General features: G+C 67.5%; 12 protein-coding genes. 7 read left to right on the top strand and 5 right to left on the bottom strand.

Annotation, left to right across the window (positions count from 1 at the left end; genetic code table 11):
• Nucleotides 1-68: 68 nt before the first annotated feature.
• Entirely contained in the window at nt 69-1,082 is a 1,014-nt protein-coding gene (locus IB258_RS06340; RefSeq protein WP_054453632.1) for a tripartite tricarboxylate transporter substrate binding protein, read from the bottom strand.
• Between the two features lie 224 nt (nt 1,083-1,306).
• Here IB258_RS06340 and IB258_RS06345 point away from each other — a divergent pair, with 224 nt between their 5' ends.
• The 6 genes from IB258_RS06345 (at nt 1,307) to garL (ending at nt 7,924) form a co-directional block, all read left to right on the top strand.
• A complete protein-coding gene (locus IB258_RS06345) occupies nt 1,307-2,236 on the top strand; it encodes a dihydrodipicolinate synthase family protein (RefSeq protein WP_059379899.1) in 930 nt (309 codons plus the stop codon).
• 80 nt (nt 2,237-2,316) lie between these two features.
• Nucleotides 2,317-3,090: a FadR/GntR family transcriptional regulator gene (locus IB258_RS06350; RefSeq protein WP_118932816.1), complete on the top strand. Its 774-nt coding sequence runs from the start codon at nt 2,317-2,319 to the stop codon at nt 3,088-3,090.
• 49 nt (nt 3,091-3,139) lie between these two features.
• Nucleotides 3,140-4,246 (top strand): Ldh family oxidoreductase, encoded by a 1,107-nt coding sequence (locus IB258_RS06355; protein ID WP_054452404.1) that lies wholly within the window; start codon nt 3,140-3,142, stop codon nt 4,244-4,246.
• A 47-nt stretch (nt 4,247-4,293) separates the two neighbouring features.
• Entirely contained in the window at nt 4,294-6,039 is a 1,746-nt protein-coding gene (gene araD, locus IB258_RS06360) for an L-arabinonate dehydratase (protein ID WP_054452402.1), read from the top strand.
• A 47-nt stretch (nt 6,040-6,086) separates the two neighbouring features.
• On the top strand, nt 6,087-7,082 hold the full coding sequence (locus tag IB258_RS06365; protein ID WP_175181439.1) for a tripartite tricarboxylate transporter substrate binding protein: 996 nt from the start codon (nt 6,087-6,089) through the stop codon (nt 7,080-7,082).
• A gap of 74 nt (nt 7,083-7,156) precedes the next feature.
• A complete protein-coding gene (garL, locus tag IB258_RS06370) occupies nt 7,157-7,924 on the top strand; it encodes a 2-dehydro-3-deoxyglucarate aldolase (protein ID WP_054452400.1) in 768 nt (255 codons plus the stop codon).
• A gap of 6 nt (nt 7,925-7,930) precedes the next feature.
• Here the strand turns inward: garL and lysA are convergent, their stop codons facing one another.
• A complete protein-coding gene (lysA, locus tag IB258_RS06375) occupies nt 7,931-9,166 on the bottom strand; it encodes a diaminopimelate decarboxylase (protein ID WP_054452398.1) in 1,236 nt (411 codons plus the stop codon).
• 115 nt (nt 9,167-9,281) lie between these two features.
• Between lysA and IB258_RS06380 the strand changes: the two genes are divergently transcribed.
• Nucleotides 9,282-10,235 carry a LysR family transcriptional regulator gene (locus IB258_RS06380; RefSeq protein WP_192352308.1) on the top strand — a complete coding sequence of 318 codons (954 nt, stop codon included), beginning with the start codon at nt 9,282-9,284 and terminating at the stop codon, nt 10,233-10,235.
• Here the strand turns inward: IB258_RS06380 and IB258_RS06385 are convergent.
• The 3 genes from IB258_RS06385 to IB258_RS06395 are packed head-to-tail and all read right to left on the bottom strand — an operon-like array spanning nt 10,193 to nt 14,175.
• A complete protein-coding gene (locus IB258_RS06385) occupies nt 10,193-11,092 on the bottom strand; it encodes a catalase (protein ID WP_192352309.1) in 900 nt (299 codons plus the stop codon). The genes IB258_RS06380 and IB258_RS06385 overlap by 43 nt on opposite strands.
• 42 nt (nt 11,093-11,134) lie before the next feature.
• On the bottom strand, nt 11,135-12,607 hold the full coding sequence (locus IB258_RS06390; RefSeq protein ID WP_225590302.1) for an aldehyde dehydrogenase family protein: 1,473 nt from the start codon (nt 12,605-12,607) through the stop codon (nt 11,135-11,137).
• Nucleotides 12,604-14,175 (bottom strand): GMC family oxidoreductase, encoded by a 1,572-nt coding sequence (locus IB258_RS06395; RefSeq protein ID WP_175213714.1) that lies wholly within the window; start codon nt 14,173-14,175, stop codon nt 12,604-12,606. The genes IB258_RS06390 and IB258_RS06395 overlap by 4 nt, the downstream gene beginning before the upstream one ends.
• Nucleotides 14,176-14,185: the final 10 nt, after the last annotated feature.

The following is a 14,185-nucleotide window of genomic DNA, read 5'->3' on the forward strand; positions in this document are numbered from 1 at the left end:
TCCTGGTTCGCGTGCTGATGAAGAGCCCGCCGCCCACGCGTTGCGGACGGACCCGGATCGGCTTGGGGTCAGTCGACCTTGGCGCCGGATTTCTTCACGACCTCCGCCCATTTGGCGGATTCCTGCGCCATGAACTGTTTGAACTGGGCCGGCGTGTTGCCGGAGGGCGTGGCGCCTTGCGCCTGCAACTGCGTGCGCACGGATTCCTGCTTGAGGGCCGCGGCCACGTCGCGCTGGATCTTGTCGACCACCGCCTGCGGCGTGCCGGCGGGCGCCAGCAGGCCGAACCAGCTGGACGCGTCATAGCCCTGCACGCCGGCCTCGGCCATGGTGGGGACGTCGGGCAAGGCGGGTGAACGCTGGGCGCTGGTGACGGCCAGCGGGCGCAGCTTGCCGCTCTTGAGAAACCCCATGGAGGACGGCAGGTTGTCGAAGATCAGATCGGCGGAACCGGCCATCACATCGGTCAGCGCGGGGCTGCTTCCCTTGTACGGCACGTGGGTCATGCGCGTACCCGTCATGTTCTGGAAGAGCTCTCCCGACAGATGCGTGGAGGTGCCGTTGCCGGTGGACGCCATGTTGACGCTGCCCGGATTGGCCTTCAGGTACTTGATCAGGTCGGCCACAGTGCGGATGCCGTGCTTGTCGGCAAACGCGGGGTTGAGTTCCAGGATGTTGGGTACGGGGATCACCAGCGTCACCGGCACGAAGTCCTTGACCGGGTCGTAAGGCAGCTTGGCATAGACCGACTGGTTGATCGCATGGGTGCTGACGGTGCCCATCAGCAGCGTGTAGCCGTCCGGCGCGGCCCGGGCGGCTTCGGCCGTGCCGACGTTGCCGCCTGCGCCTGCCTTGTTGTCCACCACCACGGCCTTGTTCCAGGTCTTGCCGAGTTCGGCGGCGACGATGCGGGCCGCGATGTCGGTGGTGCCGCCGGCCGGGAAGGGCACGATGATCTTGACGTCCCGTTCCGGGTAGTCTGCCCGCGCCGGCGCGGCCGGCGACAGGAAGGCGGCCGCCGCCAGGGCGGCGCTGCAAAGAACGGCCAAGGCGGACCGGCCTCGCGCAGGGGCTGCATGCATGGAATTCGTCTCCTCGGTGTGCGCGTGGCCGCGCATCGTTTCTGGGGGTATTCCGCCCCTGGCATGGCCCGAGGCTTTGACGCCGCATGGCGCCCCGCGGCGCCCTGCGTTTTGCTGCCGGACTACTTGTAAAACAAATATATGTATTGAGCTTGTGCTTGTCAACCAAGTATACTTTTTCGAACCCCCACACCCGATAGCAGGATCAGCCAGGAGCCCCGTCCATGAAAACCTCCCCGGTCACCGCGCAGGATTTGCAGCGTTCGGTCATCGCCGTGCCGCCGCTGGCGCGCCACGACGATCTTTCCCTGAACGAGGCGGCCAACAAGGCCTTGCTCGGCCATCTGGAAGCGGGCGGCGTGCGCAACGTGATGTATGGCGGCAACGCCAACTTCTACAACGTGGGCGTGGGCGAGTACGCGCGCATCGTCGACATGCTGGCCGGACTGGCGGGCGCGGACACGTGGATCCTGCCTTCCGTGGGGCCCGACTACGGCAAGATGATGGACCAGGCGGCGATCCTGCGTACGCGTGCGTTTCCCACGGCCATGTTGCTGCCCATGTCCTTTCCCTACACGGACGCGGGCCTGGCCGAAGGCGTGCGCCGCTTCACGGACGCGCTGGGCAAGCCCGCGGTGATCTACATCAAGTCGTCCGGCTACCTGGCGCCGGAAAGCGCCGCGCGCCTGATCGAAGAGGGTCGCATCGTGGCCTTCAAGTACGCCGTCGTGCGCGATGATCCGTCGCAGGACGCCTACCTGTCATCGCTGCTGCAGGCGGTGGACGCGCGCTGGATCGTCAGCGGCATCGGCGAACGTCCGGCCATCGTGCACTACCGCGATTTCGGCCTGAAGAGCTTCACCTCCGGCTCGGTCTGCGTGGCGCCGCGCGGTTCGATGCGCCTGTTGCATCTGCTGCGCGACGGCCGCTATGACGAAGCCGAGGCTGTGCGCCAGCAGTACCTGGGCCTGGAAGACTGCCGCGACAGCATCAGTCCCATCCGCGTGCTGCACGATGCCGTGACGCTGTCGGGCGTGGCGGACATGGGGCCGATGCTGCCCCTGCTGACCGGCATCTCCGCCGCCGAGCGCGAGCGGGTGGCGCCGGTGGCGCGCGCCCTGGCGGCCTGGGACCGGGAGGCGGCTGCTGCGTGAGCGCACTGGCGCCGCGCATTGACGGTACGATGAGCGCTGTCCCGCCATCGCGGACAGCGCCATAGCATCGAGGAGGTTTCGTGGCCCGACCCAAAGCAACACCCGCGCCAGCGCCGCAGGCGCCCGCCGAACACGATGCCGCGGGCGCGCTGGTGCTCGAACGCGGGCACCGGGTGCGGCTGGCGGATCAGCTGTACGGCCAGATCTTCGAGCAGATCGTCTCTGGCGGGTTGAACGTGGGCGACAAGCTGCCTTCCGAGAACGAAATATCCGAACGCTTCGGCGTCTCGCGTCCGGTGGTGCGCGAAGCGCTGCTGCGGCTGCGCGCCGACGGCCTGATCACCGCGCACCAGGGGCTGGGCACCTTTGTCAGCCATGCGCCCGCACCGCGCCTGAAGACCTTCAACGACGTGCAGAACGTCAGCGCCTACCTGCGGGCCCAGGAGGTCCGGGTGGCGCTGGAGGGCGACGCCGCGCGCCTGGCGGCGCTGCGGCGCACCGACGAGCAGCTCAGGAAGATCGCCGATGCGCATGCGGCCTTCGCCGACAGCCTGGCGCGCGGCCAGGTGTCGGCCGAGGCCGACCTGGCCTTCCATGCCAGCATCGCCGAAGCCAGCGGCAACGACTTCTATCTGGGCGTGCTGGAAAGCATCCACGAATCCATCAGCGGCTTCATGCGGCTGACCTTGAACCTGACCCGCACCGGTTCGCGCCAGCGTGCGCAGCGCGTGGTGGACGAGCATGCCGCTATCCTGGACGCCATCCGCGAACAGGACAGCGAGCGCGCCCGCGTGGCCATGCAGTTCCATCTGGGCCAGGCCCGTCACCGGCTGGTGGACCGCGAGCGCGATTGATCCCTTCCGTCCGCCCGCTGCGATCAAACCAAAACTACAGGAGACCAGAGTGCAAGGGAATATCGCGGCGGAAGTGCCGGTGGAGCAGGTCCGCGAGCAGATCCTGCAGGTGCTGATGGCCTGGGGCATGGCGCAGGACCTGGCGCACATCACCGCGGGCCTGATGGCGCGCACCGACCTGCTGGGCATCGACTCGCACGGCATCTCTATGCTGCCGGCATACGAGGACAAGCTGCGCGCTGGCGCCCTGCGGCTGGACGCCAGGCCGCGGATCCTGCGCGACGGCGGCGCCAGCGCGCTGATCGACGGCATGGGCGGCCTGGGCTATCCGGTGGCGGCGCAGGCCATGAACCTGGCGGTGGACAAGGCTTTGGAGCACGGCGTGGGCGCCGTGTCGGTCTGTAATTCGCATCACTTCGGCGCGGCCGGCGTCTATGCGCGCATCGCGGTCGAGCGCGGCGTGGTCGGGCTGGTGACCAGCAGCGCCAACGGCGTCATCATGGTGCCCACGCGCGGCGCCATGCCCATGCTGGGCACCAATCCCATCGCCTTCGGCGCGCCGGCCGCCTACAACGAACCCTTTGTGCTGGACATGGCGACCACCACCGTCGCCGCCAACAAGGTCAAGGTCTACGACTTCCTGGATCAGCCCTTGCCGCCAGGCTGGGCGGTGGACGGGCAGGGCGGCGCGGTTACCGATGCGGCGGCCGCCATGCAATTCATCTTCACGCATCCCGAGGGCGGCCTGACCCCGCTGGGCGGCACTGCCGCCATGAGCAGCCACAAGGGCTACGGCCTGGCGATGATGGCGCAGATCCTGGGCGGCACGCTCAGCGGCAGCGCCTTCGCCGCGCGCCGCGCACCGACGCGCCGGCCGGGCGAACCCGACGATGTGGGCCATTTCTTCCTGGCCTTGAACCCCGACGCCTTCCGCGCGGCGGGCTCGTTCGAGTCCGACATGGACGACATGATCGACGCCATGCACGATACGCCGCCCGCCAACCCGGACGAGCCGGTGCTGGTGGCGGGCGAGCCCGAAGCCGCCGAGCGCGCGCGCCGGCTGCGCGCCGGCATACCCATTTCCGCCGCGCTGGCCGAACGCCTGCGCGCCATCTGCGAGCGCGCCGGCACGCCTTATCTGCTGGACCCGGCGTGATTCCGTTTTCCCTATAAACCCTTGCCCAAGAGCACAGGAACAGAGACATGAGCAATTCAGACAAGCGCAAGAAACCCGAAGAACTGCGCAGCCACCGCTGGTATGGCGTGCGCGACCTGCGCTCGTTCGGCCACCGTTCGCGCACCGCGCAGATGGGCTATCACCGCTCGGACTACGCCGGCAAGCCGGTGATCGCCATCATCAACACCTGGAGCGACATCAACCCCTGCCACAGCCACTTCAAGCAGCGCGTCGAAGAGGTCAAGCGCGGCATCTGGCAGGCGGGCGGCTTCCCGGTGGAAATGCCCGCCATGAGCCTGTCGGAACCCTTCCAGAAGCCGACCACCATGCTCTACCGCAACCTGCTGGCGATGGAGACCGAAGAGCTTCTGCGCTCCTATCCCGCGGACGGCTGTGTGCTGATGGGCGGCTGCGACAAGACCACGCCCGCGCTGCTGATGGGCGCGGTGTCCATGGACTTGCCCACCATCTTCATGCCGGCCGGCCCCATGTTGCGCGGCAACTGGAACGGCAACACGCTGGGCTCGGGCTCGGACACCTGGAAATACTGGGCCGAGCTGCGCGCCGGCAACATTACCGAGGAAGACTGGCAGGGCGTGGAGGACGGCATCGCCCGTTCGCCCGGCCACTGCATGACGATGGGCACCGCGTCCACCATGACGGGCGCGGTCGAGGCGCTGGGCCTGTGCCTGTCGGGCGCTTCGTCGATCCCCGCGCCGGATTCGCGTCACGCGCAGATGGCCAGCCTGACCGGCAAGCGCATCGTGGAGATGGTGTGGGAAGACCTGAAGCCCTCGGACCTGCTGACCGCCGCGTCGTTCGACAATGCCGTGCGCACGGTGCTGGCGCTGTCCGGCTCAACCAATTCCGTGGTGCACCTGATCGCCATGGCGCGGCGCAGCGGCTTCGGGCTGGACCTGGACCGCTTCGACCATCTGGCGCGCACCACGCCGGTGCTGGCCAATCTGCGGCCGGCCGGCAAGTACCTGATGGAAGACTTCTATTACGCCGGCGGCCTGCGCGCCATGCTGGTGCAGCTGGGCGACCTGCTGGACACGACGCAGCGCACCGTGGACGGCCGCACGCTGGGCGAGAACATCGCGGGCGCGCGGATCTTCAATGAAGACGTGATCCGGCCGCGCGCGCAGGCGCTGATCGAGCGCGACGGGCTGGCGGTGCTGCGCGGCAACCTGGCGCCCGACGGCGCGGTGATCAAGCCGCCCGCGATGGAGGCGCATCTGCAGGTGCACACGGGCCGCGCGGTGGTCTTCAAGGACTACAACGACATGGCGGCGCGCATCGACGACCCCGACCTGGACGTGGATGCCGACAGCGTCATCGTGCTGCAGAACGCGGGGCCGCAGGGCGCGCCCGGCATGCCCGAATGGGGGCAGTTGCCGATTCCGCAAAAGCTCCTGAAGCAGGGCGTGCGCGACATGGTGCGCATTTCGGATGCGCGCATGAGCGGCACCAGCTATGGCGCCTGTGTGCTGCACGTGGCGCCTGAGGCCTATGTGGGCGGCCCGTTGGCGCTGGTGCAGGACGGCGACCGCATCACGCTGGACGTGCCGGCGCGGCGCCTGGAACTGCTGGTGTCCGACGAGGAGCTTGCCGCGCGCCGCGCCGCCTGGCAGGCGCCGCCGCCGCGTTTCGAGCGCGGCTATGGCGTGCTGTACCTCAAGCATATCGGCCAGGCCGACACGGGCTGCGATTTTGATTTTCTTCAGACCGAAACGCGCGCTCCGGCCGCGGGCGAGCCTGAAATCCACTGACCCGGACACCGGGCGCACATACTAAAAAAACCATAGAGGAGACAACCATGCAACAGAAGAAACCGGCGGCGCGCGCGCGCCTGGCCATCCTGGCGGCGGCGGGGACACTGGCCATGCTGCCCGGCATGCTGATGGCGCAGGGCGCGGCCTGGCCCGCCAAGCAACTCAAGCTGGTGGTGCCGTTCCCCGCGGGCGGCAGCACCGATTCGGTGGGGCGCCTGCTGGCGGCCGAACTGTCCAAGGAGCTGGGCCAGACCGTGGTGGTGGAGAACAAGGGCGGCGCCAATGGCAATATCGGCTCCGACATGGTGGCCAAGGCCGAGCCCGACGGCTATACCCTGCTGCTGTCCGGCGTGGGGTCCAACGCCATCAGCTACGCGATCTACCAGAACATGCCATACCGCAACAGCGACTTCGCGCATATCTCGCTGCTGGCCACCGGCCCCAATGTGCTGGTGGCCAACAACGACTTCCCGGGCAAGACTTTCGCGGACTTCATCAAGCTGGCGCGGGAGAATCCGGGCAAGTACACGCATGCGAGCTCGGGCAGCGGCTCCTCCGGCCACCTGGCCATGGAGATGCTGAAACAGGACGCCAAGATCGACCTGGTGCACGTGCCCTACAAGGGCGGCGCCGCCGCCATCACCGACACCATCGGAGGCCGTGTCTCGGTATTGTTCCTGAACCAGGACGCGTTGCTGCCGCAGGTCACGTCGGGCAAGCTGCGCGCACTGGCCGTGGCCAGCGCCAAGCGCAATCCCGCCTATCCCGATACGCCGACGGTGGCGGAATCAGGCTATCCGGGTTTTTCGGCCGAGTCCTGGTTTGGCTTGTCGGCGCCAGCGAAGACGCCGCCCGCCGTGATCCAGCGCCTGAACCAGGCGACGGTGAAGGCGCTATCCTCGCCCGAGATCCGGCAGAAGCTGGAGAGCGTGGGGTTCGTGGTGGTGGCCGACGACCCGAAATCGTTCTCGGCGTTCGTGGATAACGAGATCACGAAATGGGGCAAGGCCGCCAAGGCCTCGGGCGCGAAAATGGATTGAATGCGTGGATTGAATGCGCGGCCGGGCTTGCTGGCCCGGCCTGACCTGTTTTTCTTGATGAAGTGAAAAGTGCAATGAACTCACCCCTACCCAACCGTTTCCGCCAACGCATCCTGGCGCGCGAACGGCTCATCGGATTCTGGATGTGCATGTCCAGCCACATCACGGCCGAGCTCGTGGGCCTGGCCGATTTCGACTGGCTGCTGCTGGACGGCGAGCACTCGCCCAACGAGGTGCCGATGTTCCTGCAGCAGCTGCAGGCCTTGCAGGGCAGCGCCAGCGCCGCTGTCGGCCGGCCGTCGTGGAACGATCCGGTGGAGATCAAGCGGCTGCTGGATATCGGCTTCTACAACCTGCTGATTCCGTTCATCGAATCCGAAGAGGACGCGCGCCGGGCCGTGGCCGCCACGCGCTATCCGCCGCAGGGCATGCGCGGCGTGGCGGGCGCCCAGCGCAGCAACCGCTATGGCACGGTGCCGGACTACCTGCACACCATCAACGACAACATCTGCGTGCTGCTGCAGATAGAAAGCCGCCCGGGCATCGCCGCGGTGGACGAGATCGCTTCGGTGGAAGGCGTGGACGGCGTGTTCATCGGGCCGTCCGACCTGGCCGCGGCGCTGGGACATATCGGCAATCCCGGCCATCCCGAAGTCCAGGAGGCCATCCGCCATCTGTACCAGCGGGTGTCCGCCCAAGGCAAGGCCGTGGGCATTCTTGCGCCGGTGCATGCGGATGCGCGGCGCTACCTGGACATGGGCATGCACTTCGTGGCGGTGGGCACCGACCTGGGCGTGTTCAAGCAGGCAACCTTCGCCTTGCGCGAGGCGTTCCCGACCTGATGGCGCTCAGGCGTCTTCCAGCGCCAGCAGTTCGCCTATCGTCTGGCGCCGGCGGATCAGCCGCGCCGCGCCGTTGTCCAGCAGCACTTCGGGCGCCAGCGGGCGGCTGTTGTAGTTCGAGGACATGGACGAGCCGTAGGCGCCCGCGTCGTGGAACACCAGGAAGTCGCCGATGCGCGGCTGCGGCAGCAACTGATCCGACACGACGCCGCCGGCGTCCTGGGTGAACACGTCGCCCGATTCGCACAGCGGGCCGGCTACGGCGATGCGGGTCTCCGCCGCGCCCTGCGGCTTGCCGCCATCGGGCGCATGCACCGAAATGCGGTGATAGCTGCCGTACATGGCCGGGCGCATCAGGTCGTTGAAGCCGGCATCGACCAGCGCGAAGTCGCGCTCCGGGCGGCGGTTGATCGAATGCACTTCCGACACCAGCGCGCCGGCCTCGGCGACCAGGAAGCGGCCCGGCTCGATCTCCAGGCGGATCTCGTGGCCCAGGCGTTCGGCGATGCGGCGGCGCGCCGCGTCCCATTGCTCGAAGTAGTGGTCGCAGTCGATACGGGCATCGCCTTCGCGGTACGGGATGGACAGGCCGCCGCCCGCCGAAATGGCTTCGATGTCATGGTCCAGCGAGGCGACCACGTCGACCATGGCGTCGCACACGCTGGACAGGTGGGCGTAGTCCACGCCCGAGCCGATATGCATGTGGATGCCGACCAGCTTCAGGCCGTGGCGGCGCACGATGGCCATGGCTTCGGCTACATCGCCGATCCAGATGCCGTGCTTGCTCTGCGGGCCGCCGGTATTGGTCTTGTTGCTGTGGCCGTGGCCGAAACCCGGGTTGATGCGCAGCCAGACGCGATGGCCGGGCGAGGCCTGGCCCACGCGGGCCAGCATGTCCAGGGAACCGGCGTTGACGGTGATGCCGTGCTTGAGCACCGCGGCCAGCGTGGCGTGGTCGATCAGGTCCGCGGTGAAGACGATGCCTTCCGGCTCGCCCTGGGGCTGGAAGCCGGCAGCCAGGCTGCGCTCGATCTCGCCCAGCGAGACGGCGTCCACCACGGCGCCTTCGGCGCGCATCAGGCGCAGGATGTGCAGGTTGGAGCAGGCCTTCTGCGCATAGCGGATGGTGTCGAAGCGGCGCAGTTGCGCAATGCGTTCACGGATGACGGCGGCGTCGTACACCCAGAGCGGCGTGCCGTGCTCGGCGGCGAGTTGGGTGAGTTGGCGCGGATCGAAGGCCATGGCGGGCGAAACCTTGTTGGTGGAAGTGAAAACAAGGCGGCATGATGCCCGGCTTCGGTCATCCAGTAAAATGCTTAAAATTCCTTGATCGATTCATTTTTGATATGGGTAGGCGATGCTGACGCACCGGCAAATCGAAGTCTTCCGTGCGGTCATGATCGCCGGCAGCGTGACCAAGGCGGCCGAGCTGCTGGGCTCTTCCCAGCCGACCGTCAGCCGCGAGCTGGCGCGCATGGAGCAGGGCATAGGCTTCACGCTGTTCGATCGGGTGGCAGGGCGGCTGCGGCCCACCATGCCGGGCCTGGCGCTGTTCGACGAGGTCCGCCAGTCCTACGCCGGCCTGGAACGGGTCGCTTCGGCCGCGGCCCGCCTGCGGGCCTACAAGGGCGGGCAACTGTCGGTGATCGCGCTGCCGGTCTTTTCCCATTCGATCCTGCCGGACGCGTTCCGGCGTTTCCATGAGCGCCATCCCGGGGTGAGCCTGGCGCTGGAAACCCAGGAATCGCCCTTCCTGGAGGAATGGCTGAGCGCCCAGCGCTACGACCTGGGCCTGACCGAGCACGACGCGGCGCCGGCCGGCACGCGCGTGGAGCTGCTGCTGGAAGTGGACGAAGTCTGCGTGCTGCCCGACGCCCACGAACTCCTGGGCAGGCAGCGCATCGAGCTGGCCGATTTCGAAGGCCATGCATTCGTCAGCCTGTCCTCCAGCGATCCCTATCGTATCCAGATCGACGAAGCCTTTGCCGAAGCCGGCGTGCTGCGGCGGTCCATCGTCGAGACGACGACTGCCGTGTCTGTGTGTACTTTCGTGCGTCAGGGCCTGGGCCTGGCCATCGTGAACCCGCTGACTGCGCTGGATTTTGCCGGCCGGGGCCTGCATATCCGCCCCTTGGCGCGCTCGTTTCCGTTCCGGGTCAGCGTGGTGTTTCCGGAGCACCGGCCGGGCAATCCGCTGGTGGATGCATTGATGGCGTCGTTGCGCGAGGCGGCGCAGGCGGCCCGGAGCCGCCTGGCGTCTGGCCTGGATCAGGAAATGCCGCGCAGTCGTCGCTCTGTCGCCAGCCGGTAGGCCTGCAAGCGCGCCTTCAGCAGCGGGTCGCCCGCGAACTCGATGCCGGCAGGCAGGATGGAAGGGTCGAATACCAGGGTGCGCTGTGCGTCCTGATCTGGCGCAAGGCGTTCCAGCATCAGATATCCCAGGAGCATCGAGCCGCCATGTCCTGACCAGCCCGTGGACGGGTCGTCCGTCGTGCCTCGTTCCGGCTCCGGGGTAAACGCCAGTTCCAGCGCCACCGGGCCCGCCGCCATTGCATGGCGCAAGGCCTCGTCCATACAGTTCCGACCGGTCAGGGCCTTGTGAGCGCCATCGGCGTTCCTGCCCCGGATCGTCAACCTGCCAGTTCGCGTTCCGCCATCCGCGGCGGTCAGGCGGTAGGAATGAAGCATGTGATAGCTGCGGGAGGCGTAGCCCGTGGGCAGGGCGTCTTGCTGCAGTTGGCCGAAGCGTTGCGCCGGCGCATTGGTCGCCAGATGGGCTTGCAACGCCTCGGGGGCGGTGTGCTGCGTGTTCAGGGCCTGTATGAATGCAAGAAACGTCTGCGGGTCTTGTGCGGGAAAACCTTCGATCGAGTGGCCTACGAGCACCAACTGCGAACCCTGTCCGATACGCACGGCCAGGCCGCGCGGTTCGGCTTGCGGACTGTCCTGGCGAATCCGCGGGTCGGGGCCGGAGTCCGAGAATCGGGCGAGGAGCGGCTGCTCAGCGTCGTTGAACATGGGCGAAGCGCAGAATTGCGCTGCCCGGGGCACGCCAAGGAATCTGCCTTCCACAAGCAGTCCGCGCGCGTGATTGACGCGGCAGCCTGGCGGGACGTCCGCGCCCGCATGGAGCGCGTCAATCAGCTTTGCGGCGATGGAATCCGGCATGGGAGCCTCCTTTTTTCTAATGGATGTTCTGGCTGGTCGGCATTACCCGAGGCCGGATTTGAGCGCGATGTGCTTGTATTCGATGAAGTCCTCCAGCGCGGCCACGCCATTCAGGCGTCCCAGCCCGGATTGCTTGAAGCCGCCTTCCTCGGTGCTGTCGTAGACCTTGGCCCAGTCGTTGATCCATACCGAACCTGCGTCGATGGCTTGCGCGACACGCAGCGACCGCTCGACGTCGCGGGTCCAGACGCTGGCGGCCAGGCCGTATTCGCTGTCGTTGGCCAGGCGTATGGCTTCGGCCTCGTCGGCAAAGCGCTGGATCGTCAACACCGGGCCGAAAGTTTCTTGCTGGACGATGGCCAGGCTGTTTTCGGTCACCTCCAGGAGCGTGGGGCGGTAGAAGGCGCCGCTGGCCAGCGGGCCTGTGTCCACCGGCCCGCCGCGCTCGACTGCCGTAGCGCCCGCGGCGATCGCTAGGACGACGGCATGGTCGACGCGTTCTACGCTGGCGCGGTCGATCAGCGGCCCCATGTCGCTGTCCGGATCGGCAGCCGGGCCGACCTTGACCTTGCGCAGCCGGCAGGCCAGTCCGTCGCGAACCTCGGCGTAGATGCCGTCCTGGACCAGCAAGCGGGAGCCGGTCATGCAGAACTGGCCGCTGAAGACAGTCAAGGCCTTTTCAAGCACGGGCAGCGCCGCGTCGACGTCCGCGTCATCGAACAGGATCATGGGAGTCTTGCCGCCGAGTTCCATGCCGAAGCGCTTCAAGTGCCTGGCGCCGGCGGCGCTGATCGCGCGGCCCGTGCGGGTGGAGCCGGTGAAGCTGATGACGGGCACCTCGGGCGAGTCCACCAGATAGGCGGAGCCATCGGGTCCGCTTTCGAAGAACAGATTGATCACGCCGTCCGGAAGGTCCTCCGCCTCGGCCATGATCTCGGCCATGAAGCTGGCTGTTTGCGCCACCTGGCCGGGCAGCTTGACGACCGCCGTGCAGCCGGCCGCCAGCGCCGGCGCCAGCGACCGTATCGTCAGCACGGCCGGTGAATTCCAGGGCGCGATTACCGCCGCTACGCCCATGGGTTGGCGCAGGACCATGGAAATGCTGCCGGGCCTGGGCGTCAGCGCCCGGCCGCTTTCGAGCAGGGCGGCGGCGGCCGCGTAGCGCAGCTTGCTTGGAATCATGTCGAGCTCGAAGCCCGCTTCGCCCTTGATCTTGCCGTTTTCGAGGGAGAGGATGTCCAGCAGCCGGTCGCGGTTGCGCTCGAATGCCCGCGCCAACTGCTCCAGCACGCGGGCGCGCAGTTCGTGGTCATGGGCCCAAGGCGTCGTGCGGAAGGCGCGTACGGCTGCCGTGACGGCCGACTTTGCCGCCGCCAAGCCGTTGTCGGGGTAGTGGCCGATGATGTTGTAGGTGGCAGGGTCGATCGATTCCCTCAGGGCGCCTTCGGAGCGCTGGACGCCGCCGATCCAGTTGTAGGCCTTGCGGGTCCAGGCGGTGTTTGCGGCATCTTTCATGATCTGGCCTCCGTGTTCCTGATCCAGTGGCTGACGCGTTCGGCCAGCATGACTACGGTGGGATTGGTGGCGACGGAGGGGACGTCCGGGAAACAGGATGCGTCCGCGACTCGCAGTCTGGCGATGCCGCGCACGCGTCCCTGATAGTCCGTTACCGCGCCAGGATCGCCGTCGCCGCCCATGGGGGCGGTCGAGGTGGGGTGGTGATAGATGTCCAACGCTGTCGGCAGGGCCGCTTCCAGCGCCGCAGCGTCTGCTGCGGCGGGGCCCGGCACGAGCTCCTGAGCGATGATCTCGGACAGCGGGCCCTGGCTCGCGATCCGGCGGATCAATTGAATGCCTTCGACCATCAGTTTCCGATCGCGCGCAGTCCCCAGGATGTTGAGGTCGATGAGCGGCGCAGTGCGGGGATCGCGGTCTTGCAGCTTGAGGCTGCCGATGGAGCTGGGACGAGTCAGCGCCAGGGCCAGCATGAAGATTGCGCCGGTGGGCGAGTCGGCGGGGTCGCCATAATGCACTGCGCTGACATGCAGGTCGCCGTCGCCGGGCCCGGCCCGGGATGACCGGGTCCACAGGATGGCGCCAACCGGCGGGATGGGCAGCCCCAGCCGGTCGGGATGCGCGGCCCAGACCGTGAAGTAGAAGGGATGCTCCTGCAGTCGCAGGCCGACCGGAAGATCGGCGACCACGGGGATGTCCAGGGCCTTGAGGTCCGCCGCCGGCCCGATGCCGGAGCGAAGCAGGATGGCCGCCGATCCATACGTCCCAGCCGCGAGTACGACTTCGCCAGCTGCGATCCGCTCGCCATCGGCCAGGATCACGGCCTGCGCCCGGCCATTTTCAATCTCGACGCGGTCCGCCAGCGTCTCGCTGTAGATCGTCAGGTTGGGGCGGGCGCGCACGACGTCCGACAGGTAGGTCATACCCGTGTTCAGCCGTTGGCCCATGCGGTTGTTCATCGGGTAGGGACCGACGCCGAAAGGCGCGTCGCTGTTGAAGTCCTGCACGCGGGCATGGCCCGCCATCTGGGCCGAAACCAGGAACGCGCGCTGCATGTCGGAGATTTCGTCGTCCTGCAACTGGTGCACCGGCTCCGGGCCGGTGCGGCCATGGCATTGGTCCGCGCCCGAGGCGGTCCATTCACTGCCGCGGAAGAATGGCAGCGCGTCGGCGATGGACCAATGCGGCAGTCCTGCTCGGGTCCAGCGCTCGAAGTCGGCTGCGGGCGCGCGCATCCAGACGCCGGCATTCACGGCCGAGGAGCCGCCCAGCACCTTGCCCCGCGGAACCGGGAAGGACTTTCCGCCCCAGCCTGGCTGGGACACGTATCCCCAGTCGTGTTTGGCGTCGCCGCCGATGATGTTCTGGGCGCGGACGGCGTCCGGGTAGGCGTGGGGCGGATAGGCCTGGCCGGCCTCGAGCAGCAGTACCCGGCGGGCGGGATCCTCGCTCAGGCGGCTGGCCAGCACGGCGCCCGCCGAACCGCCTCCCACCACGATGATGTCGAAGGCAGCGTGCTGAAAGTCTGAATTTTCTGACGCCGAAGGGTGGCGTAGTCCTGTATTCATTGTGGTCTCC

The sequence above is a fragment of the Achromobacter sp. ACM02 genome, from assembly GCF_014851605.1.
Taxonomy (GTDB): Bacteria; Pseudomonadota; Gammaproteobacteria; order Burkholderiales; family Burkholderiaceae_B; genus Achromobacter; species Achromobacter aegrifaciens.